This window comes from Nisaea sp., from assembly GCF_039990255.1.
GTDB lineage: Bacteria > Pseudomonadota > Alphaproteobacteria > Thalassobaculales > Thalassobaculaceae > Nisaea.
This window is the reverse complement of the sequence record NZ_JBDXGG010000004.1, coordinates 238,487-261,578: the sequence shown is the minus strand read 5'-3', so window position 1 is coordinate 261,578 and position 23,092 is coordinate 238,487. Positions and strand designations below refer to the sequence as shown.

Sequence of the window (23,092 nt, the reverse complement as noted above, 5' to 3'; positions counted from 1 at the left end):
TCAATCTGCGTCGTGACGGAAGGGCAGTAGCCGTTGCCCTTGAGCATAAGCCCGGTATCCTTTTTCCAACGACACCCACCACCGTCACCCCGGCGCAGGCCGGGGTCCAGCGATCATGGAGCGGTGCCCGTCATCCATGGATTCCGTCCTTCGACGGGATGATGGCTGGGTTTGGGCGCAATACGCGTGCGGCGGGCAATTAAGTGGTGTGTCCCCTTATTTCCCTAAAAATTGACGGCGCCATTCATAGCGTGAACAATGCGAGAAGCTTGATCAGAAGGGTTACAAGCTATGTATGAGGTAGCATCACATTTGGCCACAGAGTCAAAGAAAAGACAAAAAAAAGCAGAGAAAGATCTTTTTGCACGATCGTCTTTTAATAGATTTTATTATGCGACTTTTTTAGCTGTTAGAAATGAAATCAGCCCCCTTGACGAAAAGTGGGAAAATTTGGGGCACGCTTCTTACCCAAAGCTTATTGGGAATACTATGCAGGCAGAATTTAAAAAAAATATAAAAGCGGCAAGGAAATTAGGAGATACTAGAAAAGTAAGCGCATTCTCAAGCGCTGCAACAGCAGCAAAAAATTTATCTAGTATCATGAATTCAGCAAACGCATGCCGGATACAAGCCGACTATTTTCCCGAAAATAAAGTGCAATTTTTGGACTCCGATTTCCAACTGGGCCCTTCGAAGCTCTCAGCAGCGAAGCAATGGCCTAGTAATGCAAAAATATTAGCAAAAACTGTCGCGGAAGCATGGAGAATCGTATGAGAGGGGAGCTTTTTGAAATCATCCAAAACAGCAAGATTCATAAATTTTTGCGACATGAACCGATTCAAGATCCAGGTAAGGATCAAGATGTTTACTTATTTTATATTAGAAGAATAGATAATCAAATAATAACTAAAAAAGATTTGCAAAATCTATCAGTAGATCTAAAGAAAATTGGTAAGACACCAGTTTTTCTAGAAATAAATTCGGATGATAAATCGTTGAACGATATTGCTTCAAATATAGTTCGGAAGTTTTTTAATAAATATATAAAATCATACTATTTATCTAGATCAAAATCAATTGTGAATGTTTGGATTGTGCCTAAGAAAACATTGTTTTTAGTAGAAAAAGAGGAAATAGAGAATAGATTTTCAGGGGCAATAGAGATGATTGGGTATAAGCCAAAAATCCAATTTGTTGCTGAGCCATACGAAATATCTGAGTTTGATGTAATAGGTATGTTGCGGAAGCTTGCGCCATGTAGTTTTGACCAGTTGATTTCTGCTTTGTCCAAAATAGATAGTGGTGTATCGAAAAAACCATTGTCACGCATATTAGACCGCTTAAGAAAAAGAAAACTGATATTACGAAAAGAAAACAAAGAGTACGCTTTGACGCTCACGGGGTTAAAAACACTGGGCACTCGCAAAGACGGGAAAAGCCCAGACATAATCAGGATGCTTGAACTAGCGCGATCAGCACCGTAGGGTGTACGGGTGGAGGCCTCAGGCGCGAGCATGTATCATGCTCTTAATGCTGAAGCTACGGACAGAAGGTGAACGTCCATACACTGGACGCCCCTTCGGTACGTCCAGTGTATGGACGTCACTCTATGAAAGTAATCTTTGCTAAATGAGGCTTCCACAACCCTTTCTAGATTCATCGCTGGGCGTCTTGAATAGCAAATCAGATTTGCGTCAGGCGCTTTACGGCCAGATTCCGCTCGAAAACTATCGACGAATTGAGAGAGTATACGAAGCGGGATTGCCCCCATGCATCTCAGATGACGCCATAGCAGTAATATTAGGCATCAACCCCGGCTTAGCTTGGTCTTTAGCAAACCGGCCCGCGAAGCATTATAATACATTTCCTGTGAAGAAGGGAAAGAAGATACGTGATATTTCCGCGCCGAGAATTGCGTTAAAAATTTTGCAGAAATGGCTCTCTGTTCAACTTGCACAAATCTATAGCGCCCCCGATCATGTGCATGGTTTTGTTCCGGGTCGATCACATTTGTCTGCAGCTCAGGCGCACTTGAGAGCAAAATGGATGTTCTCAATTGATATAAAGGATTTCTTTCCCTCGATAGACGATACAACGGTTTCTCAAGAGCTAATGAATTTAGGCTACGATGTCCATTCCGCAAAACATGTAACTAAAATAGTGACATTTAAAAACGAACTTCCGCAAGGCGCGCCAACAAGTCCAGTGATATCGAATATTTGTTTTTCTAAAATAGATATGAAATTATATGAACTTGCGAAGAAGTATGATGTAAGGCTGACGAGGTACGCAGACGATATAGTATTTTCTGGCCTGTATGATTTTCCAAAAAACTTACAAAATTGTGTTTGTAGCATTTTTGAAAATTCAAAATTCGACATTGCAAAGAACAAAACAGAAATAGCTCATTATCCAAGGCGAATTAAAGTGCACGGATTATTGGTTTCAGGAGAGAAGCTGAGAATGACGAGAGGGTATAGAAATAAAATTCGTGCATACAAGCACTTACTGAAAAATAAAAACATCCAAGAAGTAGATGTTGCGCGAATCATAGGGCATGTAAATTTCTCCAATCATATTGATAAAATAAATAATAGTTAGATTTTTAAGAAAAAAACTATTTAATTTCTTTGTTCTACCCGTCGTGTTAAATCCATCCAATGTCTGATTGTGCAAACATAATAATACCCCTCAAATCAACTCCTGCTCCCGATCATCCGTCTCCCCGAACCTTTGCAGTGACGGCTTCTTCAGCCCCTCATAGAGCTTGTCGATCCCGGCATTGATCTCGCGGTTGTTCTGTTCGAACAGCGAGTTCCCCGCATGGTCGCTTTCCACCAGCAGCGGGCCGAATTTTTCCACTTCCAGCACCCACATGGCCTGGGCGATGCCCAACTCATCCAGCCAGTGCGCCGCCCGCACATTCTTGATCCCGCGCCCCAAGAGGGCGCCTGTGCCGTAGCCGACTGTGGTCAGGTAGACGGCGCCTGCGGGGACGAAGAGGGTTTTGTAATCCTCTTCCGACATGCCGCCCTTGCCGATCACCATCTTGGCGCCGGAGGCCTTGAACCAGTCCTTCATCCATTTCGAGAAGCGGAAGCTGGCGGTGGCGGTGACGGCGCTGACACGCAGGCTGCCGTCTTCCTGCTCGGCGGCGGCGGGGGAGCAGTGGAAATTGACGTTGCCGAGCTCCGCGAAGGGGGCCGGCGGGGCGGCGCCGTCTGCCAGGATCTTTTTGTAGACGCCCTCGCGGGCGGTGTAGATCAGCCCGTCGAGATAGACCACGTCGCCGAGTTCCAGTTCGGCCAGGGCCTCGTCGGTGACGGGTGTCGTCAGGCGGACTGTCTTGCGCTCTGGGGCTTTTCCCATGAGACCGTCTCCCGTCGCATATAGGGGGTGAACCAGGTCGGATCTGTGCGGAATTCCGCCCGTCCGTCGGCGTGAAGCCGCACCGTGGCGCGGCGCGAGGAGAGGCAGAAGGCGTGCAGGCTCATCGGCATGCCGCCGGTGTGGGTGAAGCCGGCCTCGATATGGCAATCGACCACCATGCTCTTGCCGACGAACCCCATGGCGCCCATGCCGATGGAATTGCCGAGCTCCATCAGCTCCAGCTCCAGCGCGGCGATTTCCGGGTCCGGGTTGCGGTCGCCGACAATGCGCAGGCAGGCGGCCTGTTTGCCGAGCACCATGCAGGTGTCTTTCGAGCCGCCCAGCCCGATGCCGACAATGGCCGGCTGGCAGGCCAGACCCCGTTTGCCGAAGGCGATCATGCCGTCGAGGAAGAAGCGCTTGATGCCGTCGATGCCGTCGCCCGGAAACAGCATCCGGTAATCGGTGCCGAACAGCCCGCCCTTGTGCACGGTTGTGATGTCGACCCAGTCCGCGTCCGGCTCGAAGCTGTATTCGATTTCGGGCGCGTTGAGGCCGATATTGTTGTTGTGATCCGTGCGCCAGAGCGGATGCACCCGGTTCGGGCGGAGCGGAATGTCGTGCGTGGCGCGGGCGGTGGCGGAGCGCAGCGCCTGCTCGAGCGCGATAAAACCGCCCTCGATCTTTGCCTCGTTCCCGGCCTTCACGTAATAGCGCGGCACGCCGGTATCGGCGCACATCGGCCGCCGGTCTTCCGTCGCGGCCTCGTAATTTTCCAGCATGGCCTCCAGCACGAAGGAGGAAAGATCCCCGTCCTCGGCCGCGGCCATCCGTTTGATGCCCGTGAGATAGTCGTCCGGAATGTCGATCCCGGCCTTGAACATGATCTCGTAGGCGGCCTGTTCGGCTGCTTCTTTACTGATCACCAGCGTTTCTCCCTGACCGGCAGGCGCCCCTTTGAAGCGGAGGCAGAGCCGTCTGTCGGGAGAAAGCCTAGCCCCTTTGCCCGCGATTGGGGAAGGGGGAGGCCGGAACGGGTGCCGTTCCGGTATCAGTGGCCCCCGGTATCAGTGGCCCCCGGTGTCAGTGGTCCCTGGTGTCAGCGCCCAGCTACCATCAGCGAACGCTGACGATTTCCCAGACGGCGCCGGGCCGCAGGCAGGCGGTGCCGACCTGTTGCTCTTCGCTACTGCCGACAGCGACGGTCCGCCGGAACTCCCGGCAATGATCGCTTGAGGAGGGCACCGGCCCGGAGCGGACCTGCCAGGAGCCATCCGCCTGCAGGCAGGCATTGCCATAGGCCGGAACGGCCGTGCCGCCGACGCTGATCGTGTCCTGATATTCGCGGCAGTGGGCCGTGGTGACGGGCGCCGGAGCTGGGGCCGGTACAGGCACATAGGCCGGTACCTGAATCACGCGCGGGGGCGGTGCCGGATATACCGGGATGACTTTATGGACCCGGACATGCTTTTTCCGGGGCGTCACCCAGTGGCACTTGCCACGCACGATCTCGTAATGCCCCGGCCCGCGATGCTGCATGCTCTTGTTCTTGTAATGGGTCCGGCAATAGCTGTCGGGATACTTGGCCCTGCTGCTGTGGTGCTTGTCCGGATTGTTCCAGGACGCGGAGAAAGCCTCGCCTGCGGCAAAGATGATCAGCATGCCGACAAGACCGGCGGCGATGCGTAATACCAGAAGGCGGGGAGGCAGGATGCTGTGCATGGTCATGGCGGTCTCCGATCCCGGAAATGGCGTCTCGGAATAAGAACGGCCCAGCTCGGGAAATCCGTCGCGGGATGCAGTGTAAAAATGCGTTAAGCAGCTATTTCCCGTCCGGCGTCTTCAGCGCCCGCCGTCCGAAATCTTGAGAAGCCGGTCTGCGGTGTCAAACCCGGAGTGAACTCTCCAGGTGCTGGCGGCCGGCGGAAGACTGCAGTGTTGAGCGGCGCGGAAGTGAAGAGCTGGAGATCAGGTTAGGTCGAGGGGGCTTCATGATCATTCCCGATCCGACGTCTTCCGCAATTTTGCATCCAAGGACATGATGCCAGCCTTGATTTGCCTGAAGAATGGTCCCGGGATCATGCCGTAGTCATAGTGATCGGTGCCCGGGATCTTGGTCAGATCGTATCCCGGCCATATGAACCGGTTCAGCTCGTCCAGGCGAACCCATTGTCTGTCGGGTTTAAGGCCGAGCTGCCGTTTCATGCTGTCCGGAACTTCCAGGGCGGCATCCGGCTCGTCAGGCGGCGTGCGTGTTACAGGAACAACGATGGTCCGTGTACCGCCATCGGCTTGCGCTGTAGCGACGACGACAGCGCAGGGGCGATCCTTTGATGCTTGTTCCTGACCCCGGCGCCGCTCCTCACTCCAGAGGAAGCCGTAATGGATGAGAAGGCCGGGACGAATTTCAGGCAGGCTCACCAGAAGTCAGGCCCACTGGACGTCAAGCTCAGGGAGCCGTGTCATATTCAGCAGCCGCTATGTCGGCCAGGATGTCGTCAGGAAGTTGACCGGTGATCAGAACCTCGCGCTCCTGCTGCTTCAACCGCTTGTAATCCTCAAGAAGGCTTACAGGCACAAAGGCTCCAACATCTCGCCCGTAACTGGTGACTGTCACGATTTCTCCGGCCAGGGCGCTATGTTGAAACTGTCCGAACTTCTTCGCAAATTCGGATGCGGTCACGGATTTTCCTGCAAACATGGCGTATCTCCTATTCCGTAAAATACGCATGTTCCGTAATTTCCGCAATGACAAAATCGGCCTGGTCGGAGTGACGGCCGGGTTTGAGCGCGAAACGCTTGCGACCGGCAATTAAGTCGCGTGTCCCTTTAACTGGCATCTTGGCATGGAGCCGAGCCTCTGGCAAAAGATGCTGGGGGAGGCAAAAACATGCCGGCTATGGCGAAGTTGGGGACGACAGACGCAGACATTCGCTCGGCGTTACACGCCAAACGATTGCGACGCGCCAAGTCTCATCCGGGCACCCTTGTTATAGACGAACTTGGCCTCGCGCACGCTCGGAGCCGCATCGACGTGGCCGTCATCAACGGCTGCATACATGGCTACGAAATCAAGAGCGCCAAGGACAACCTCGACCGGTTCGCGACTCAGATCGAAATCTACCGCCAAACGCTTCAAAAGCTCACGCTCGTGGCCGCGCCGAAGCATGTTTTAGGCATTATAAACCAAGCTCCCGAATGGTGCGGCCTGATCGCAGCCGAGCAGGGACCAAGAGGCGGAATCAACTTCCAAGTGTTGCGAAACGCGGTCGCCAATCCCGAAATCGATCCGGTCATGATGGCACATCTGCTCTGGCGTGATGAAGTTATCGAACTACTGGAGCATGCTGGATATGCGCGGAAAGAACTCCGACAGCCCAGGAAACGGCTTTACGTAATGCTGTGTGAAGCCATGACTCTTCGAGAGATCACTGCTTCCATCCGTGGCTTCATGGCGCAGCGCCGGACGTGGAGAGATCGTCCAGCACGTGCATCATGTGATGGTTGATTGCTACGTTTTTCCATCGCGTGAGATTGCTTGGCGTGACTTTCATAATAGCGCAATTGCCGATGTAGTCGTCTCCGTAGCTATAGTCATTTCCTTTGAAGACACCTGACCCCACGAGCACATTACAATGCTCGTGCATCTGCTCTTCATTACCTCGAAACGCACCGCCCTTGCGGACCCACCAGGAGCTACCTGTAGTGTAAACAATCTTTCCAGCCGCTTTGATTTTGCGCATATCCTGCGGAGTGAAATTCGGATGGACGATTGTATAGTCTCCGTAGTTCGGTCGCCTCATGCCTAATGGCAATTTTGAGAGAAGTGTCTGGAAGAAAAGCCAGTCGTGACGCGGTAACTCATCTTGTCCCTTGGCAATACCTTTAAATGTTTCCGGAATCGCCGTACCCACGAGCACAAAGTTACGAAATCGGTTGAGGTCCCCCAGCCGACGCAAAGCAGCGATTAGCGCAACCGAGAATGTATCGTAGGGCTCAAAATTGGGCTCACCGAGGTCAATAATCAGGTCGACTTCGTCCTCATCGACACCAAGCGATCTAAACATCGCAACAACACGTGAAAACGCATCCTTTTTCATCAGGTCTTCGAGCCGAGCGGCGATAGCTACACCTTGCCCATCCTGCCCGATAATAGCTGCAACAGATTTCTGAAAACGACTTTCCGCATCAAGGCGTATCAGCGGAATGGCCTTGGCTTCGAACTCCCGCAATCCGGCAAATACGAAAGTAAGAATATCTCGTCCGTCACCCATTGCACCGTCGACAATGCTTGGATGGAGGCCGATCCAAGCAGGTCTTTTGCCCCATTTATTTTTGTATCGGGCGACAAATGGATGGACGTGCTCATGTATCGTTTTTTTCGGTTTCCAGGAATCGAAGTCGAATTCGAGTTCTGGAATCGTGATGAATGGAACAACTCGTTCTTTTGCATTTGCACTCAAGCGCAATAGGGCTTGGTATTCAGCCATGCGCCATCGCAGCGCGGGAACATACATGTCCTTAGTCAAGATCATCATTCGCCTCCTCAAGCTGCGAACGCACCTGACCCAAACCAACCAGATTGTTTAGAATGGTATAGTTGCCGCGCTCTTTCCTGATGCGCCCTGCAATGATGCTCGGGTCGACGCCAACCGTCTCTGCATCAATCCGCACCGCCTCTTCCGACAACGCGAACCGCGAAAGACATTGGTCCCACAATGCTTCTGGCATAAGGACGTCGAGTGCAAATCTATCGGCCTCTGCCTCAATCAAATCACTGTCATTGCCGCCTTCCTCGTCGAAGAAGTCAAAACGCAGACCGTCGAAAAGATGCTGAAAGACGTGCCCCAATTCGTGCATCAACACAAACCAGAAATTATCCAACCGATCATAGCGCAGCGTAAGGCCTACAACTGGTGTCTCACTATCGGCAAGCATGGCTGCACCGTCGAGATATGACCCCGGAAGATGACGCTCAACAATGAGAACTATGCCTTTCTCAGCCAGCAGGTCCCGGGCTCGCTTTGGCCCGTCTTTACGATTGGTGAGACGTACCAATTCCGGCAGCCAGCGGTCATCTAGTTCAAAGTTCCCAACCTCTCTAGCTTTAATTTCATTATGTGCTCGCTCCAGTACTCGCGCTTGCCAAGCGAGTAGAGCATATTCGTTCGGCACGTTGCCGCTGCGCATCTTCTTGCGATGAAATGCCGTTGCAAATTCCGGTCCGGCCGAATGCAGGAAATATTCTTTCACACACTCAATCGGGTTTGCGCCGTGCGGCAGATCAAACCACTTGCGTTTGATCATTTCTTTGTATGGAAGCTGACTCCAAGCGATATCGTCGGCATTGCCCCATGCGAACATTGATCCGGTGGCCTGCTTCGGTCCTTCAAAGCTTCCTGACGTCTTCACGCCAAGAGCTTTCGAAACCTCAATCAGCCGACCAAGGCTCGCACCCATGTAGTCGGTCGCCTCGTAGCGTTGTACCTGTTGTGGCTTAATGCCAAGTTTTTCGGCTAGGTCAGTCTGTCGCAAACCAGAGGCGACTCGCGCCTGCACAAGTACCCGCGGTAGCTGTTCAAGCGCGTAATTTTTCGAGAAAGAGACTTCACCGGATTTCAGCAGATTGTATTCGGCCAGCTCGACCTCAATGTCGGCGATCTGGCTTTTGAGTCCATCGATCTCCGCCTGCTTGAGCCATGCCTGATCCGATGCGCGAGCCTTCGCAGTAGAAAACGCATCTCGCAACTTCGCTAGTTGCGCGCTCGATACGCTATACTGTTTGTCACTGTAGATCATGGCTGCACCTTCCCTGAGAGAAGCCGATCGGCCGAAAGCGGAATGGAGATGATCCCTTTCTGTTTTCCTGTGAAGCGATCCAGTTGGAAAAAATCGACGAATGTCTGCCCGACATCCTTGCACATCATCGAGGACGGAAAGAACTCGCCCTTAAATGCCGCTTTCTGTAGTGCTCGACCGTTCGCAAATTCCAGGAACACGGGATCCAGTTTAGCCACATCGACTCCATTAGGATCCCAACATGCATCAAAGTCTCCCGGCTTCGGTTTGCCTGTCACATAACTACCGTCAAGATAAATAGTCAGACATCCCGCAGAACGCAGCTTACCGGAAGCGAGAACGAGGCCATCGAAAAGCTCACGCCGCCACTTATTATTTGCGAAAGTCGCCGCTAAATCTTCTAGGCTTGCCGCGTGCACCCCTGAGGGCAGCACAGTCCATGGAGAGCCAGGCAATGAGACGAGAGCGGGAATCATGATTACAACAATAATGTTGTAAGTGGCAAAAAGCAAGCATATGAGGGCATGGACTGCGACCATAGCCGAATCCCTCTTTGGGAGCCCAGATGGAGCGCTTTAGCGCCGACATACCCCTTTAATCGCGCATCGCATGGTCCGCTTTGGGTCGGTTCCCGCCATTACCAGCGGGTACCAAGCGTCAGATTTTGACCACCAGGCGCGCCTCCCCTATTGCGCGAACAGCGTATCGCTGACCGCAGACTGAGCTCATGCATGAACTGCGCGGCATAGCACCTCTCCCGACGCTGCTCATACAGTCTTCACATGGTGCTCATCAGTCGGCTTGAAAAAAAACACAAACATCCAAAACATGCGTTAAGCGGCGCTATTTCCCGTCCGGCTTCTTCAGCGCCCGCCGGGTCAGCCGGTGCAGGCTGAACCAGAGCGCGATGACGAGCACCGGCAGGAAGGCGGCCGAGACGATTGTCGGATCGACCGTGATCAGGTGTGCTTTCACCATGCCGTCCAGCAGATATTTCAGCAGGTTGACCGCGTAATAGCTGATCGCCACCACGGACAGTCCTTCGACCGTGCGCTGGATGGCGAGGGACTGGGCGGCGCGGCGGTTCATGCTGTCGAGCAGGTCCCGGTTCTGCCGCTCCACCTTCACCTCGATGCCGGTGCGCAGCAGGCTGGACAGGCGCGAGGCGCGTTTCGAGATGGCTTCCTGGCGGCTCTGCACCGACCAGCAGGTGCGCAGGGCCGGATCGATCCGGCGCATCAGATAGTCGAACAGATGGATATAGCCGTTCAGGCTGACCGCGCCGAGCTGGCGCAAGCGGCCCTCGACGATCTCGAAATAGGCGGTGCTGGCGCGGTAGCGGTAGCTTGTGCTGGCGATGATGGTCTCCAGCTCGGCCGAGAGCGCGGCCAGCGGGTCGAGCAGGCTTTCGTCGGTGCGGTCCTGATTGCCGTCGGCCAGCTCCGCCGCGATTTTGGCGAGGCCGCGCTCGATCCGTTCCAGCTTCGGGCTGCTCTCGCGGGCGATCGGCAGGGAGAGCAGGGAGAGACGCCAGTAGGTGTTGAGCTCCAGCACCCGCTGCACGGTCTGGCCAAGCAGTTCGGGGCCGAGATCGCCGGCGCGCAGATACATCCGGTCGAAGCCGTCATCATGGGTGCGGAGATCGCCGTAGATCTCGACGCCTTCCTTCTCGATGCGATTGGCCTTCTCCATGCAATTGGCGAAGACCTCGTTGCCGTCGAACCAGCGGGACAGCTTGTTGGGATCGAGCGGTGTCTTCATGCCGTCCGCGACCGCGAGATGCACGGCGACCATGACCTCGCCGAACTTCGACTCTTTCCAGTCCGCCGGCAGCAGGCCGAAAACGGTTTCCTCGAACGGCGCGTCGAAACTTTCCTCGCGCAGGAAGGTGTAGGTCGAGAACTCGGTATGCCGCTCCCACTTCACCGTGAAGGGGCCGAGATCGGCGGTGAAATGCTTCATCTCGGCGGAGGGCCCGGCGGCGCCGAATTTGCGGCAGAGCGCGACCAGATCCTCGAAATCCCGGTCGCCGCCATGCTCGCCGGTGCCGAAACCGATATGGCTGATGCGGAGCGGCGCCCGCACCGGCCGGATTGGCCGTGCGTGCAGCTCCAGGGTCAGCGAGTCCCGTTCGGGATGAAATTTCACTCTTCAGCACCCTTCAGAAGCCAGGATGGGCAAAAACAGGGCCGGTCCAGTTGTAAAATAACCCGATGCGGCACTTTCGCCTATGGGGCGAGACGCCGCGCCTGTTTTCGCGCCGCACTTCCGCTGCGGTGGCCATCTACTCCGCTGCGGTTGCCCTCTACTCCGCTGCGCTTGGAGGAGCGCCGGCCTCGTCCTCGATCAGCGACTGGCCCGGCGCGACGATGGAGAAATCCACCGGCACCATCTCCAGCGCCAGCCCGGTGTCTGTTTGGGTGATGCGGGTGAAACTGGTCTCTTCCAACGCGCCGGTCTCCGGGAAATCCTCGCGGAAATGGGCGCCCCGGCTGTCCTCGCGGCCGAGCGCGGCGGTGGCGATCACGGCGCTGGTGTCGATCTGGCTCTCCAGGTTCATCCAGTCGTGCCAGGTCATGTTGAAGGCCCGGTCGCCGTCGGCGAGGCCGGTTTCGTGCAGCTCCGCCCGGAAGTCGCCGAGCGCGGTCAGGGCCGCGCGCAGCCCGTCGCGGGTGCGCAGGATGCCGACATCGTCCCACATGCAGTGGCTGAGCCGTTCGCGCAGGTCGGAAAGGGTGCCGCCGCGCGCCTGGAAGGGGCGTTCTGCTCGGGAAATGCCGGCCTCGAGCACATTTTTGTCGGCTTCGCGCCATGTGGCGTTTGCGGTTTGCACATAGGCCGCCATGCTTTCCCCGGCGATGCCGCCGAAGACGGTGGAGTTGGCAACGCCGTTGCCGCCGAGCCGGTTGGCGCCGTGTACCCCGCCGCAATCCTCGCCTGCGGCGAACAGGCCGGGCAGGCCGGTGCCGCAATCCAGCTCGAATTCCACACCGCCCATCATGTAATGGGCGGTCGGCACAACTTCCACACGTCCGCCGGCCAGATCGAAGCCGCAATCGGCGCAGCGCTCGACCATCCCCTTGAATTTATTGGCAACATTCTCTTTTCCGAGGTGCGCCATCTCAATAAAAATACCCCCGTTTGGTGTGGTATTTCCGGCCCGCATTTCCGCATAGATCGACCGGCTGACAATGTCCCGCGTCGCCCTTTCTCCATGTGGATGATAGCGGCTCATGAAACGCTCGCCCGCCCCGTTCAGCAGATATCCTCCGGCGCCCCGCAAGCCTTCTTCCAGCACGGTCCCGGTCATCCGCGTATCCGTCCCCGCCAGCAATCCCGTCGGATGAAATTGCACCATCTCCATATCCCGCAACGGCAGGTTTCGGCGCAGCGCCATCGCCATGCCGTCGCACGCCTTGTCGCCGGACGGCGTGTGATAAAGATACATGGTCGGCCCGCCACCACTCGCCAGCAGCACCGCCTTGGCCTCGACATAGCGATATTGCCCGGTCCGCATATCCACCAGCAGAACCCCGGCGATGCCGCTTCCGTCACTGGCGGGGATGAGCTCGATGGCGCGGTGTTCCTCCAGCTTGTTCACGCCGCGCGCCCAGACCTGCTCCATCAGCCGGTTGACGATCTCGATCCCGGTCAGATCGCCCTTGTGCACGGTCCGGTCGAAGCTCTGCCCGGCGAAGGCTTTCTGATGCAGGGAGCCGTCCGGATTGCGGTCGAAGAAGCAACCGAGTTCGTTCTCCAGCTCGTGAATCCGCTCCGCGGCCTTGTCCACCAGCTTCCAGGCGAGATCCTGACGCGGCAGCCATTTGCCGCCGACGATGGTGTCCATGAAATGCCGCTCGACAGAATCGCCCGGCGCCAGCGCCACGTTGTAGCCGCCCTGCACCATCCGGGTGCAGCCGCATTTGCCGATCAGCCCCTTCACAGCGATGGTGACGTCCAGATCCGGGTCCGCCTGCAGGGCATGCAGCGCCGCCATCAGCCCGGCCCCGCCGGAGCCGATGATCAGGATGTCGGTGCGGAGTATTTCGAGAGGTTGGCTCATAGCGCGACGATCCAGAAAAGGAGCCCGGCGACCAAGGACGCGCCGGCGCCGAGGGAAATCAGGGTTTTCAGCGGATCGCGCCAGGGCAGGAATTCCAGCGCCAGCACCCGTAGCCCGAAGCCGAGATGCAGTGTCAGCAGCATGACCAATCCCCATTCGGCGATTTTCACCAACGGCTGATCGGTCCAGGCGATCACGCTGTCGAGCGCGGCGTCGCTATCCAGCGCCAGTCCGAGCACAAGGAAGTGCACCGGCAAAAACAGCGCGAGCGCGAGGCCGGAAAGCCGGTGGCCGAGTGCCGCCCACCAACCCGGATGGTTGCGCGAGGCGCGCATCATGCCGTGACCGCCAGTACGGCCCGCAGACCGAGACCAAACAGCAGGACGCCGAAGCCGAGCGTGGCGAGGTCGAGGGAGCGGCCACGCCAGCTGGTCCATTCCCGCAGGATGTTGCGCAAGCCGATCGGGGCATGCAGCGCCACTGCCGTCACGAACAGGCCGTAGAACGCAGCCCAGAGCAGATTACCCCGGGTTCGGCCGAGGATCTCGGCGGCTGAAAGTCCGCCCTCGATGGCATAGAGGATCATTACCAGATGGGCGAGCACCAGCGGGACAAGCAGCATCGCGCTGGCGCGTTGCATCAGATAGAGCCGTGCCTCCAGCATCAGAGCGCGCCTTTCATCAGGGCGGTGAGGGTCATCCGCTTCAGCCCTGCGATCCCTGCTGTCGGGTTAAGACCGACCGGGCAATGTTCGACGCAGCTTCCGTGGCTATGGCAGGAATGGCAGCCGCCGCTCTCGGAGACCGCCCGGAGCAAGCCCGCCTTGTCCGCGTCCCGCTCGTCATTGGCAAGAGTCCAGGCCCGGTTCAAGGCTGCGGGTCCCAGATAGCTTTCGTCCCAACCGACAACATCGCAGGCGGCATAGCAGACCGCGCAATTGATGCATTCGATCCCGGCATTCGCGGCTTTCCGGGCCGGACTTTCGGACGAGACCGGTGCCATCGGCTCGTGCCGGGTGCGGGTCGGTTCATGCCGACCACGGGCGCCCTGCCATTTCTCGAAGAACGGCGCCATGTCGGTGGCGAGATCCTTGATCCTCGGGAGATTTGCCAGCGGCTCGATCCTGAGATGACCGTTCTCTGCAACGCGGGAGACATGGGTCCGGCAGGTCCAGCGCGGCTTGCCGTTCACCTGCATGGCGCAGGAGCCGCACATGCCGACCCGGCAGGCGAAGCGATAGGCCAGCGCCGGCTCCTCGTTCCGCTGCACCCAGGTCACCACGTCCAGCACGGTTTGGCTTTCCCGGCGTGGCACATGATAGGTCCGGAGCGCGCCGTCATCGCGGCCGCGCCAGATCTCTACCGTCAGCATTTCTTCCCTATCGGCGGTGTCTTGCATTCCACCACTCCATTTTTATCAGGGGAGTGTGGCGCCGAAATCGGAGGACGGATAGAGCCGCTCGTGGAAAAAGTCCGGTTCAGTCCCGGCAGCTAGTCCCGGTGGTTAGTCCCAGGGAGTTAGTCGTACCGGCTTTGGCCCCAGAAGCCGGATCGGGTCTCCAGCAGCGAGGTGAGGCCTGTCCGCTCCAGCGCCTTGGCAATTGCGGCGTCCGCCGCGTCCAGCACATTGCCTTCGTCGACGCTGCTGACTGAACGGCCACGCATCAGAATTCTACCGTCGACAATGGTGGTGTCGATATCGGCGCCGTTGGCGAAATAGATCGCCCGGTGCAGCGGCATGTTGGCGGGCACCAGATGCGGCTTGCGGAGGTCGAGCAGCACGATGTCGGCTTTCTTGCCAGCTTCCAACGAGCCGATCTCGGTCTCCATGCCGATGGCCTTCGCGGCATCGATTGTTACCATCTCCAGAGCCTTGCCGGGTGGCAGGATCTGGTCGTCACGGAAATGGCGGCGGTGATAATGCATGGCCTGCTGCATATGCCGGATCATGTCTCCGGACCGATCCGGCGCGGGCGCGTCCGATCCGATGGCGACAGTGACGCCCTGATCAATCAGCTCCGGCACTGGGCAGCGGCCCTTGATCGAGGCGACGGCGGACGGATTGTGCACGACGCTGGCACTAGTTTCGCGCAGGACGGCGATATCCGCCTCGGTCAGGTTGGTACTGTGGGACAGAAAAGCATCCTCGCCGAGTAGATCCTGCACGTCATGAGCATAGGCAATACTGCCCTCGCGGTGCCCGTCCTGGGTGAAGCGGAGGCCCAACTCGTGCGACAGTGCGCGAACCTGCCGCGCATGCTCTGTCACCAGTTCCGCTGTCACGCCATCTGGCAGGGGCTCGTCCGGCCGTGAAACGGGGTAGGTCAAGGCTACTGAAAGCCGTTCATTCTCTGCTCCGTGCCAAGAGGCGGCTATCCGGCGGCTGACCTCAAGCTGTCGCTCGAAGCTGATATCCCGCTCATCCTCGCCATGGTCCCAGTTCCTGAACCGCCACGGGAAGGGCGGCCGGTTAGCCCCGACGGCGAGCATGGCGCGGGTTCCTGCCTGCTTGATCGCGCTGAAATGGGCATCCGCGACGCCTGGGTGATCGGTTCTGCTGATGCTGTCGCCACCACCCAGCATGGAGACGCCTGTGGTGACGCCCGCCTTGATCCGCTCCAAGGCGAAAAGCGCGGCATCGGCGTGCCAGAATTCTTCGTCCGAGCCGAGCGTGTAAATCTGCCGGCAGGCGTTGAACCAGGTCGCGCTGTCGTCACTGCCGAGAGTTTTCACCAATGCGTGCCCGGCATGAGCATGGGCGTCGATCAGGCCCGGCAGCACCAGCATACCGGTCGCGTCGATGATTTCCGCGCTTTCCGTTGTGGTGATCGCTTCGTTCGGCCCTGTGATGGCTGCGATCCGCCCGTCCCGTAGATGCACCGTGCCGCCCTCGATAACCCGCCGGCCGGAATCCATCGTGACGACGATACCGCCGCCTATCACAAGATTGCGCATCGTTTCTCCTAGGCAGGCAACTATAAGTTAAAGGACATCCTGAGGTCAGAGAGGTATCTGATCAGGCGCGATACGCGTTTCTGAGGACATAAAAAAGATCGCTACCGAGCGGGTGCTCCGGGCAAGGGGTGTTGCCGGCGGCATCGGATGAAAGCGTTCCTTCCGTCGTCGGTGTGGCAGGAAAGTCATGATTTTCAAGTTCCATCATTCCGAGGCGCTTGAAAATAGATTGGCGATTCCGATTCTCGAAACCCGATTTGTCAGACACCTTTATACTCCATGAGAGCGGCGCAAACCCGTCGTTGGGAATCCGATTCCCTATCATTCAACCGGATGAGTCAAGGCAGAGAGAGGTATTCGTGAACCGTCCCGTGCGACACCGGTGGTTGTGCGTCAATGCTGACGAGGTGTTGCGGTCCGGTACATGGCCTGCTTACTCTCTGGCCAGCCGCAGCGAGGGGACGGACACGTGAAGAATACAATCGCAGATCTGATTGAAGACAGGTTCGGCCTGCCGGTCGATGCGGGCCGGGATATGCCGGCCGAGGGTGATCTTGCCCATATTCTCACCCACCGCTCTCATCGCCGGTACAAGCCGGATCCGGTGCCGGATGATCTTCTGGAGGTACTGCTGGCGGCGGCATTTTCGGCTCCGGCTAAATCTGACCTTCAGCAATCCGGGGTGCTGATCGTGCGGGATGCGGAGAAGCGCCGGAAGATCGAAGCGCTGATGCCGGCAATGCCCTGGATCGCGGACGCGCCCGTCTTCATGGTCTTCCTTGCTGACAACAGGCGTATTCGGAAGGTCTCGGAACTGCGCGGTAAGCCCTTCGCCAACGACCATCTGGATTCAGTGCTGAATGCAGCGGTCGATGCCGGGTTGGTGTTAATGAATTTCATCCGGGCGGCGGAATCTGCAGAGCTTGGCTGCTGTCCGATCAGTGTGGTCCGGAACCATATTGAGGTGGTTTCCGAGCTGCTGGAGCTCCCGGATCATGTCTTCCCGATCTGCGGCTTCTGCCTCGGCTGGCCCTCTGGCGAGGGGCATATCAGCTTGCGGTTGCCGCCCTCGGTGTTCGTTCACACTGATCGTTATGACGACAGTGCTCTTGAACAGGACGTCGCGGCGTATGACGCTCGCCGCAGCGCACGTTTTCAAATCCCGGATGAAAAACAAAGATCGATCGATGAATACGGGTTGGCGCAAGAATACGGATGGTCAGAGGACAAAGCGCGTCAAGTTTCGAAACCTGAGCGCAAGCAATTGGCTAAATATTTAAAGGGAAAAGGATTCAATCTTGAGTGAGGCGTGACTTGGTATTCGCGCATGGCGGAAAAAGGGCTGGCGTTGCCGTGGGGGATTACCTAACGTTTCATCCAATAGGGAGAGTGCGCCGCTAAAAAAACAAAAATTGCGGTTAGGGCATGTGCCTGCGTCCTCCCTAGGACAAGGGAGGAATTTGAAATGCGTTTCCTGAAAATGGATTTGCGTGCTGCTACGGTTGCGGCCGCGTTGACAGCATCGTTCGGTCTTGCAGCCGCACCGGCGGAAGCCAAGGTCGATGGCGACACAATCATTCTCGGTTCGGCGATTTCGCTGACCGGCAAATATGCAACAAATGGCATTCACGCTCAGAACGGATACGAGCTTGGCGTGAAGATGATCAACGATAATGGTGGCGTGAAAGTCAACGGCAAGAGCTACAAATTCAAGGTCGTTTACTATGACGATGAATCGACACCTGCACGTGGCGCGCAGCTTGCCGAGCGTCTGATCAGCCAGGACGGCGTCAAATATATGCTTGGCCCGTACAGTTCCGGTTTGACCAAGGCGATCGCGCCGGTCACGGAGAAATACAAAATTCCGATGGTAGAGGCGGAAGGTGCGTCCCGCTCCCTGTTCTCGCAGGGTTATCGCTATCTGTTCGCCGTCCTTTCCACGTCGGAGCAGTATCTCGCGAGTTCGATTGAGCTGGCTGCCGATGTCGCGAAAGCGAATGGCAAAGACTCATCGAGCGTGAAAGTCGCAATGGCTTTTGAAAACGACCCATTCTCGCTTGATGTCCGGGCCGGTGTCGTCGATGACATGAAGAAGTTTGGCATGAAGATCGTCATTGACGACAAGCTGCCGCGCGACCTGTCTGACATGACGTCCACGCTGACCAAGGTGAAAGCCCTGAAGCCCGACCTCCTTGTGATTTCGGGCCACTCCAAGGGAGCTGCGACGGCAGCCCGCCAGATCGCGGAGCTGAAAATCAAGACGCCGATGATCGCCATGACCCACTGCGAGGCAGCCAAAATCGTCTCGAAATTCGGGGCGGGTTCCACCGAAGGCATTCTGTGTCCAACGCAATGGGCCGAGACCCTCAGTTACGAGGACGATCTTTTCGGCACCGCCGCAGAGTATGACGCGCTCTTCAAGAAGTCCTTTGAGGGCTACAAGAACGTGCCATACCAAGCCGCTCAGGCGACAGCCGCTGTGATGGTCTGGAAGGATGCGTTCGAGCGGGCAAACAGCTTCGACACGGACGCACTGCGTGACGCACTTGCCGATACCGACATGAAGACCTTTTACGGCGGGATCAAATTTGCACCGGAAGGCAACAACATTGCGAAGCCGATGGTGCTGCGTCAGATCCAGGACGGCGAATATAAAGTGGTTGCCCCTGTGAAATGGGCATCTTCGAAAGTCCGGCATCCGCGTTCGCCGAAATAGTCATCGCTTGAACCGAAGGGACACGGCGGGAGGGGTAACCTTTCTTCCGTGTCTCTATCGTCCGAACGCCCTGGCTGCGTCCGGACACGCTCGCGGGAAGGATGCGGTTTTCAATGCTCGACAATATCTCGATTTTATTACAGGCACCGATCTTCGCCGTGGACCTGCTGGTCCAGGGGTTGCTGATCGGGGGGATTTTCGTCCTCGCCGCCTATGGCCTGGCCCTGGTCTGGGGCGTCATGAACGTGAAGAATCTGGCGCAGGGCGACATGGTGATCCTTGGCGGATACGTGGCCTATCAATGCACCCTCTGGGGAATGCATCCGATCTTGGCCCTTCCAATCGCTTTCGTCGTCCTGTTCGTACTTGGTTGGGGCGTTTACGCGGCGATCATCCGCCGTGTTGTCGACCGGGACATGTTCACGTCCCTGCTAGCCACATTCGGGCTTAGTCTGCTGATCCAGCAGGCGCTGAACCTGCGCTTCGGTCCGGAAGTGAAGATCGCCGAAGCCGGGTTCGGCACCCTTGATATCGGGGACCTCAGCATTCCGGTGATCCGTTTCGTCGGGTTGGGACTTGCGGCCGCCCTGGCAATTTGCATCGTGCTCTTCATGCGTAATTCGCGGATGGGGCAGGCGATCCGGGCAACGGCGCAGGATCCTCGCGCGGCCCGTGTTCTCGGGATTAATACGGATCAGGTCTATGCCTTCACTTATGCGCTTAACGCAGCCATCTGCGGCGCCGCAGGCGTTCTGGTTGCGATGATCTGGAACATTCAGCCCTTCTACGGGATCGTGCATTCGATCCGGGCTTTCATCATCGTTACGGCGGCCGGGCTTGGTAATCTTCCAGGTGTGATCGTCGCAGGTTTCGGTCTTGGGGTCTGGGAGAACTATTCCGGATTTGTCTTTGGTGCGGAATTTGCGGTCGCGGCCGTGGTCGGCCTGCTCGTCGTCGTGCTCATGGTGCGGCTCTTCCAAATGTACCGGTTAAGGCAGGTCGTCCGATGAGCGCTCAGAGACTCGATCTTTCCATCTATGGCGTCCTGATCGCTGCTGGGATCCTGGTGCCTTTGCTGGCACCTGCTTTCACCAGTCAGATGGCAGTCCTCTGGTTGATGGTGCTGATGGCGGTGACGTGGGATATGACCGGCGGCCAGATGGGTTACAACTCGCTTGGTAACATCGCCTTCTTCGGTATTGGTATGTACGCCTCTGCGGTGGTCCAGATCGGCATTGTCTACGATGTCGCGGAATACACAGCAGCCTTTGGCGGCATCAAGGTAGATTTCACCGTTGAGCAGTATTGGACAGGACTGCTTCTCGGCATCGGTTTCGGTGGTGTCATGGCAATGATATTTGCCCTCATCATCGGTCCATTCATGCTGGGTCTACGCGGACCCTACTTCGCTATCGGCACGCTGGGGCTGGCGGTCGCGGTGGCCGAACTGGTCAGCGGCTGGGCTTATGTCGGCGGGGGCAGCGGTATATCCATGCCGGTTTTCCCGGGCGAGGCGGCAAGCGGCTCGCAGGTCTTCTATGTCATGCTGTTCGTGCTCGCCATCCTCTCACATGTCGTGATCCGTGCGATCTACAAGACCCGCTTCGGACTTGCCATCAATGCGATCCGGGACGATGAGGACAAGGCCGAGGCGATGGGTATCCACACCACGCGCTACAAGGTGACGGCCTGGATGGTCCCTGCCTTGTTCATGGGTATGGCGGGCGCCGTTTTCGGCAATATGTCCGGCTTCATTGAGCCTCTGGAAGTGGCCTTCCCGACGGCAACCTTCGGCATTTTCATGGTTGCCATGGCCTTGCTTGGCGGTAAGGGAACGGTCTGGGGGCCGGTCCTTGGAGCAATTCTGTTCCATATCGTGAAGGAGGTGACTTGGACCCATCTGCTCGGCTGGCAGTGGGTTGCGCTCGGCGCCATCATCATCATCAATATCGTCTATTTCCAGCAGGGCATTCTCGGCTGGGCGCAGGATCGCTGGCCGGTGCTGTTCGGTGTGACGGTTGACGAGAAAATGACCCGGTCGGGCCAGACGGAGGCAGCGGAATGAGCGGATCGCTAATCGAGGTGCGCGGCGTCTCCAAGAGTTTCGGCGGTGTCGTTGCGAACAAGGAGATCAGCATTGATGTTGCCGAAGGAGGCATCACAGGGCTGATCGGGCCGAACGGGTCTGGCAAGACGACCCTCTTTAATTCGGTCGTCGGCTATCACCCCATCGATGAGGGTTCAATCAAGTTCAAGGGCCAGGAAATCTCCAAACTCCGGGTTCCGGATATTGCCCGGCTGGGCCTGCTCAGGACATTCCAGCAGACCCGGATCTACTCGAAAATGGATTGCATGAAGAACATGCTGATCTCGGTCTCGCACCGGGATGAGGGCCTCGGCTCCATGTTCGGCTCCATGCATGACCGGGAAACCGAGGCTTTCGCCGAGGAACTTCTGGAGTTTGTGGGGCTCTACCAGAAGCGGTTTTTGATCGCGGGTGAGCTGTCCTTCGGTCAGCAGAAGCTTCTGGAATTCGCTATGGCTCTGATGAACCGGCCGAAAGTGTTGTTGCTGGACGAGCCGACCGCGGGGATCAACCCGACCCTGATCAATGGCTTGATTGACCGGCTGAAGCGGGCGAACGAGCAGTTCGGCATCACCCTCTTCGTCATCGAGCACAATATGCGGGTGATTATGAACCTCGCTGACAGGATCTCCTGTCTGGCCCATGGCGAGATGCTTGCCACCGGAACACCGGATGAGGTTCAAAACGATCCGCGGGTGGTTGAAGCCTATCTGGGAGCCCACTGATGAGCGACAAGGAAGAAACCGTGACTGTAACGGTCAGCGAAACGCGCATCAGCGGTTATGGCAAAGGCGGTGTCGAGACCGTTATCTCCGTCGAGGATGTGGTCCGGCAGGTCGAGGCTATCGCCGACGGTCCGGATCAGGCGCGGATCGATGCACTCGCCGGACCAGATCCATATCTCACCATCGACAAGTTGAAAGCCGGTTATGGCAAGATGGAGATCTTGCATGAGTTCTCGCTGAAGGTTGGTAAGGGGCAATCCTGCTGCCTGATCGGACCGAACGGTGCGGGCAAGTCGACCGTGCTGCATTCGATCTTCGGCTTCACCAACATCTTCTCCGGCTCCGTTAATGTCGGCGGCCAGGACGTCACGAACTTTTCCTCCAACGAGAAGCCGAAAAATGCGGGAATCGCTTACATCCTGCAGGACAAGTCCGTGTTCGGCGGCATGACCGTCGAGGAAAACCTCTGGATGGGCGGATACCTGAAGGAGAAAACCTCGGACGCCAAGGAAGCGGCGGAGCGCATCTTCGAAAAATATCCGCGTCTTGCTGCTCGCCGAAATCATCAGGCCAAGGTGTTGTCCGGAGGCGAGCGCCGTCTGCTGGAGATCAGCCGGGCGCTTGTCATGGAGCCGGAAATCCTACTGGTTGATGAGCCCTCCATCGGTCTGGAGCCGCGCTTCATCGATATGGTGTTCGAGATCCTGGATGACCTGCAAAGGGTCGAGGGCAAGACCATCCTGATGGTCGAGCAGAATGCCAAAAAAGGTCTGGAGTTCGCCGATATCGGCTATGTGCTGGTCTCTGGGCAGACGGCCATGGCAGGTACCGGCGAGGAATTGCTGGCTAACCCGGAAGTCGGCCGGTTGTTTCTGGGGGGCTAGAGGGTGGGGCGGGAGCGTCCCTAGCGCTCCAAACCCAGCCTCTTGTGCCAGGCTTCGATGCTTTCCTCCGGGTAGGCATCGAAGCACTGGTCCTTCGCGCCTTTTTCCAGCGGTACCCAGTCCGGCTTCGCCTCAAGCATCAGATGTGTCAACTCCGGCGCCGTGGGAAGCGGTGTGTTGATAGAGCCGGCTTGCGGATGTACCAACTTCGGCCAGCGCGGGTCCCAGAGCCAGAGGGCGGAACCGCAGGTCTTGCAGAAACTGCGCTCGGCCAGGCTTTCGCCACCGTCGATTTTTGCGCGATATTTCGAGATGTTCTCCGTGCCCTCGATGATGAGGCTGTCGAAGTCACCGGACAGGTTTATCGCGTAACCGCCGCTACCTGCCGTCTTCCGGCAAATCGAGCAGTAGCAGCGATTGAACGGGGTGGGGTGTTTGCTCTCCAGGCTGAAGCTCACGGCGCCGCAATGGCATGATCCTTCCAGATGCATGGTGC

General features: G+C 57.3%; 26 protein-coding genes. 10 read left to right on the top strand and 16 right to left on the bottom strand.

Annotation, left to right across the window (positions count from 1 at the left end; all coding sequences use genetic code 11):
- Positions 1-291: 291 nt before the first annotated feature.
- The 3 genes from ABJ076_RS01890 to ABJ076_RS01880 all read left to right on the top strand — a co-directional run bounded on the left by ABJ076_RS01890 (position 292) and on the right by ABJ076_RS01880 (position 2,601).
- Positions 292-774 (top strand): hypothetical protein, encoded by a 483-nt coding sequence (locus ABJ076_RS01890; RefSeq protein ID WP_348186904.1) that lies wholly within the window; start codon positions 292-294, stop codon positions 772-774.
- Positions 771-1,484 carry a helix-turn-helix domain-containing protein gene (locus tag ABJ076_RS01885; RefSeq protein ID WP_348186906.1) on the top strand — a complete coding sequence of 238 codons (714 nt, stop codon included), beginning with the start codon at positions 771-773 and terminating at the stop codon, positions 1,482-1,484. The genes ABJ076_RS01890 and ABJ076_RS01885 overlap by 4 nt, the downstream gene beginning before the upstream one ends.
- 145 nt (positions 1,485-1,629) lie before the next feature.
- Entirely contained in the window at positions 1,630-2,601 is a 972-nt protein-coding gene (locus ABJ076_RS01880) for a reverse transcriptase family protein (protein ID WP_348186908.1), read from the top strand.
- Positions 2,602-2,691: 90 nt separating this feature from the next.
- Here ABJ076_RS01880 and ABJ076_RS01875 read toward each other — a convergent pair whose 3' ends face one another.
- The 5 genes from ABJ076_RS01875 to ABJ076_RS01855 form a co-directional block, all read right to left on the bottom strand.
- Positions 2,692-3,369: a fumarate hydratase C-terminal domain-containing protein gene (locus tag ABJ076_RS01875; protein ID WP_348186910.1), complete on the bottom strand. Its 678-nt coding sequence runs from the start codon at positions 3,367-3,369 to the stop codon at positions 2,692-2,694.
- On the bottom strand, positions 3,333-4,295 hold the full coding sequence (locus ABJ076_RS01870; RefSeq protein WP_348186912.1) for a fumarate hydratase: 963 nt from the start codon (positions 4,293-4,295) through the stop codon (positions 3,333-3,335). The genes ABJ076_RS01875 and ABJ076_RS01870 overlap by 37 nt, the downstream gene beginning before the upstream one ends.
- A 190-nt stretch (positions 4,296-4,485) precedes the next feature.
- A complete protein-coding gene (locus ABJ076_RS01865; protein WP_348186914.1) occupies positions 4,486-5,097 on the bottom strand; it encodes a hypothetical protein in 612 nt (203 codons plus the stop codon).
- Between the two features lie 267 nt (positions 5,098-5,364).
- Positions 5,365-5,790 carry a hypothetical protein gene (locus tag ABJ076_RS01860; RefSeq protein ID WP_348186916.1) on the bottom strand — a complete coding sequence of 142 codons (426 nt, stop codon included), beginning with the start codon at positions 5,788-5,790 and terminating at the stop codon, positions 5,365-5,367.
- Between the two features lie 28 nt (positions 5,791-5,818).
- On the bottom strand, positions 5,819-6,070 hold the full coding sequence (locus ABJ076_RS01855) for a hypothetical protein (RefSeq protein WP_348186918.1): 252 nt from the start codon (positions 6,068-6,070) through the stop codon (positions 5,819-5,821).
- Between the two features lie 189 nt (positions 6,071-6,259).
- Here ABJ076_RS01855 and ABJ076_RS01850 point away from each other — a divergent pair, with 189 nt between their 5' ends.
- A complete protein-coding gene (locus tag ABJ076_RS01850; RefSeq protein WP_348186920.1) occupies positions 6,260-6,877 on the top strand; it encodes a sce7726 family protein in 618 nt (205 codons plus the stop codon).
- Here the strand turns inward: ABJ076_RS01850 and ABJ076_RS01845 are convergent.
- From ABJ076_RS01845 to ABJ076_RS01800, 10 genes are all read right to left on the bottom strand, one after another.
- Entirely contained in the window at positions 6,819-7,904 is a 1,086-nt protein-coding gene (locus ABJ076_RS01845; protein WP_348198837.1) for a beta family protein, read from the bottom strand. The two genes, ABJ076_RS01850 and ABJ076_RS01845, sit on opposite strands and share 59 nt — an antisense overlap.
- Positions 7,891-9,168, bottom strand: a complete 1,278-nt coding sequence (locus ABJ076_RS01840) for an XRE family transcriptional regulator (protein ID WP_348186924.1) — start codon at positions 9,166-9,168, stop codon at positions 7,891-7,893. The genes ABJ076_RS01845 and ABJ076_RS01840 overlap by 14 nt, the downstream gene beginning before the upstream one ends.
- Positions 9,165-9,707, bottom strand: coding sequence for a hypothetical protein (locus ABJ076_RS01835; protein WP_348186926.1), 543 nt, complete (start codon positions 9,705-9,707; stop codon positions 9,165-9,167). The genes ABJ076_RS01840 and ABJ076_RS01835 overlap by 4 nt, the downstream gene beginning before the upstream one ends.
- A gap of 304 nt (positions 9,708-10,011) precedes the next feature.
- The gene (locus ABJ076_RS01830; RefSeq protein WP_348186928.1) at positions 10,012-11,316 is read right to left on the bottom strand and encodes a DUF3422 domain-containing protein; all 1,305 of its coding nucleotides are present in this window, start codon (positions 11,314-11,316) and stop codon (positions 10,012-10,014) included.
- A gap of 157 nt (positions 11,317-11,473) precedes the next feature.
- Complete coding sequence (locus ABJ076_RS01825) at positions 11,474-13,231, bottom strand: FAD-binding protein (RefSeq protein WP_348186930.1); 1,758 nt, start codon at positions 13,229-13,231, stop codon at positions 11,474-11,476.
- Positions 13,228-13,569, bottom strand: a complete 342-nt coding sequence (locus tag ABJ076_RS01820) for a succinate dehydrogenase (RefSeq protein WP_348186932.1) — start codon at positions 13,567-13,569, stop codon at positions 13,228-13,230. The genes ABJ076_RS01825 and ABJ076_RS01820 overlap by 4 nt, the downstream gene beginning before the upstream one ends.
- Positions 13,566-13,895 carry a succinate dehydrogenase gene (locus tag ABJ076_RS01815; RefSeq protein WP_348186934.1) on the bottom strand — a complete coding sequence of 110 codons (330 nt, stop codon included), beginning with the start codon at positions 13,893-13,895 and terminating at the stop codon, positions 13,566-13,568. Before ABJ076_RS01815 ends, ABJ076_RS01820 begins: the two co-directional genes overlap by 4 nt.
- Positions 13,895-14,629 carry a 2Fe-2S iron-sulfur cluster-binding protein gene (locus ABJ076_RS01810; RefSeq protein WP_348186936.1) on the bottom strand — a complete coding sequence of 245 codons (735 nt, stop codon included), beginning with the start codon at positions 14,627-14,629 and terminating at the stop codon, positions 13,895-13,897. The genes ABJ076_RS01815 and ABJ076_RS01810 overlap by 1 nt, the downstream gene beginning before the upstream one ends.
- A gap of 119 nt (positions 14,630-14,748) precedes the next feature.
- Positions 14,749-16,185 (bottom strand): amidohydrolase family protein, encoded by a 1,437-nt coding sequence (locus ABJ076_RS01805; protein WP_348186938.1) that lies wholly within the window; start codon positions 16,183-16,185, stop codon positions 14,749-14,751.
- Between the two features lie 61 nt (positions 16,186-16,246).
- The gene (locus tag ABJ076_RS01800; protein ID WP_348186940.1) at positions 16,247-16,393 is read right to left on the bottom strand and encodes a hypothetical protein; all 147 of its coding nucleotides are present in this window, start codon (positions 16,391-16,393) and stop codon (positions 16,247-16,249) included.
- A gap of 261 nt (positions 16,394-16,654) precedes the next feature.
- Here ABJ076_RS01800 and ABJ076_RS01795 point away from each other — a divergent pair, with 261 nt between their 5' ends.
- The 6 genes from ABJ076_RS01795 (at position 16,655) to ABJ076_RS01770 (ending at position 22,596) form a co-directional block, all read left to right on the top strand.
- Complete coding sequence (locus ABJ076_RS01795) at positions 16,655-17,491, top strand: nitroreductase family protein (protein WP_348186942.1); 837 nt, start codon at positions 16,655-16,657, stop codon at positions 17,489-17,491.
- 159 nt (positions 17,492-17,650) lie between these two features.
- The gene (locus tag ABJ076_RS01790) at positions 17,651-18,901 is read left to right on the top strand and encodes an amino acid ABC transporter substrate-binding protein (RefSeq protein ID WP_348186944.1); all 1,251 of its coding nucleotides are present in this window, start codon (positions 17,651-17,653) and stop codon (positions 18,899-18,901) included.
- Between the two features lie 113 nt (positions 18,902-19,014).
- Complete coding sequence (locus ABJ076_RS01785; RefSeq protein ID WP_348186946.1) at positions 19,015-19,911, top strand: branched-chain amino acid ABC transporter permease; 897 nt, start codon at positions 19,015-19,017, stop codon at positions 19,909-19,911.
- The gene (locus ABJ076_RS01780; protein ID WP_348186948.1) at positions 19,908-20,966 is read left to right on the top strand and encodes a branched-chain amino acid ABC transporter permease; all 1,059 of its coding nucleotides are present in this window, start codon (positions 19,908-19,910) and stop codon (positions 20,964-20,966) included. The genes ABJ076_RS01785 and ABJ076_RS01780 overlap by 4 nt, the downstream gene beginning before the upstream one ends.
- Positions 20,963-21,712, top strand: coding sequence for an ABC transporter ATP-binding protein (locus tag ABJ076_RS01775; protein ID WP_348186950.1), 750 nt, complete (start codon positions 20,963-20,965; stop codon positions 21,710-21,712). The genes ABJ076_RS01780 and ABJ076_RS01775 overlap by 4 nt, the downstream gene beginning before the upstream one ends.
- Positions 21,712-22,596, top strand: coding sequence for an ABC transporter ATP-binding protein (locus ABJ076_RS01770; RefSeq protein ID WP_348186952.1), 885 nt, complete (start codon positions 21,712-21,714; stop codon positions 22,594-22,596). Before ABJ076_RS01775 ends, ABJ076_RS01770 begins: the two co-directional genes overlap by 1 nt.
- A 20-nt stretch (positions 22,597-22,616) precedes the next feature.
- On the opposite strand, the gene ABJ076_RS01765 is transcribed toward ABJ076_RS01770, so the two are convergent.
- Positions 22,617-23,087, bottom strand: coding sequence for a GFA family protein (locus ABJ076_RS01765; RefSeq protein WP_348186954.1), 471 nt, complete (start codon positions 23,085-23,087; stop codon positions 22,617-22,619).
- Positions 23,088-23,092 lie beyond the last annotated feature (5 nt).

Coding starts and splice junctions, on each gene's coding strand:
- ABJ076_RS01890 (WP_348186904.1), top strand. CDS start 292: ATGTATGAGGTAGCATCACATTTGGCCACAGAGTCAAAGAAAAGACAA.
- ABJ076_RS01885 (WP_348186906.1), top strand. CDS start 771: ATGAGAGGGGAGCTTTTTGAAATCATCCAAAACAGCAAGATTCATAAA.
- ABJ076_RS01880 (WP_348186908.1), top strand. CDS start 1,630: ATGAGGCTTCCACAACCCTTTCTAGATTCATCGCTGGGCGTCTTGAAT.
- ABJ076_RS01875 (WP_348186910.1), bottom strand. CDS start 3,369: ATGGGAAAAGCCCCAGAGCGCAAGACAGTCCGCCTGACGACACCCGTC.
- ABJ076_RS01865 (WP_348186914.1), bottom strand. CDS start 5,097: ATGACCATGCACAGCATCCTGCCTCCCCGCCTTCTGGTATTACGCATC.
- ABJ076_RS01855 (WP_348186918.1), bottom strand. CDS start 6,070: ATGTTTGCAGGAAAATCCGTGACCGCATCCGAATTTGCGAAGAAGTTC.
- ABJ076_RS01850 (WP_348186920.1), top strand. CDS start 6,260: ATGCCGGCTATGGCGAAGTTGGGGACGACAGACGCAGACATTCGCTCG.
- ABJ076_RS01845 (WP_348198837.1), bottom strand. CDS start 7,904: ATGATCTTGACTAAGGACATGTATGTTCCCGCGCTGCGATGGCGCATG.
- ABJ076_RS01840 (WP_348186924.1), bottom strand. CDS start 9,168: ATGATCTACAGTGACAAACAGTATAGCGTATCGAGCGCGCAACTAGCG.
- ABJ076_RS01835 (WP_348186926.1), bottom strand. CDS start 9,707: ATGGTCGCAGTCCATGCCCTCATATGCTTGCTTTTTGCCACTTACAAC.
- ABJ076_RS01825 (WP_348186930.1), bottom strand. CDS start 13,231: ATGAGCCAACCTCTCGAAATACTCCGCACCGACATCCTGATCATCGGC.
- ABJ076_RS01820 (WP_348186932.1), bottom strand. CDS start 13,569: ATGATGCGCGCCTCGCGCAACCATCCGGGTTGGTGGGCGGCACTCGGC.
- ABJ076_RS01815 (WP_348186934.1), bottom strand. CDS start 13,895: ATGCTGGAGGCACGGCTCTATCTGATGCAACGCGCCAGCGCGATGCTG.
- ABJ076_RS01810 (WP_348186936.1), bottom strand. CDS start 14,629: ATGCAAGACACCGCCGATAGGGAAGAAATGCTGACGGTAGAGATCTGG.
- ABJ076_RS01805 (WP_348186938.1), bottom strand. CDS start 16,185: ATGCGCAATCTTGTGATAGGCGGCGGTATCGTCGTCACGATGGATTCC.
- ABJ076_RS01800 (WP_348186940.1), bottom strand. CDS start 16,393: ATGATGGAACTTGAAAATCATGACTTTCCTGCCACACCGACGACGGAA.
- ABJ076_RS01790 (WP_348186944.1), top strand. CDS start 17,651: ATGCGTTTCCTGAAAATGGATTTGCGTGCTGCTACGGTTGCGGCCGCG.
- ABJ076_RS01785 (WP_348186946.1), top strand. CDS start 19,015: ATGCTCGACAATATCTCGATTTTATTACAGGCACCGATCTTCGCCGTG.
- ABJ076_RS01780 (WP_348186948.1), top strand. CDS start 19,908: ATGAGCGCTCAGAGACTCGATCTTTCCATCTATGGCGTCCTGATCGCT.
- ABJ076_RS01775 (WP_348186950.1), top strand. CDS start 20,963: ATGAGCGGATCGCTAATCGAGGTGCGCGGCGTCTCCAAGAGTTTCGGC.
- ABJ076_RS01770 (WP_348186952.1), top strand. CDS start 21,712: ATGAGCGACAAGGAAGAAACCGTGACTGTAACGGTCAGCGAAACGCGC.
- ABJ076_RS01765 (WP_348186954.1), bottom strand. CDS start 23,087: ATGCATCTGGAAGGATCATGCCATTGCGGCGCCGTGAGCTTCAGCCTG.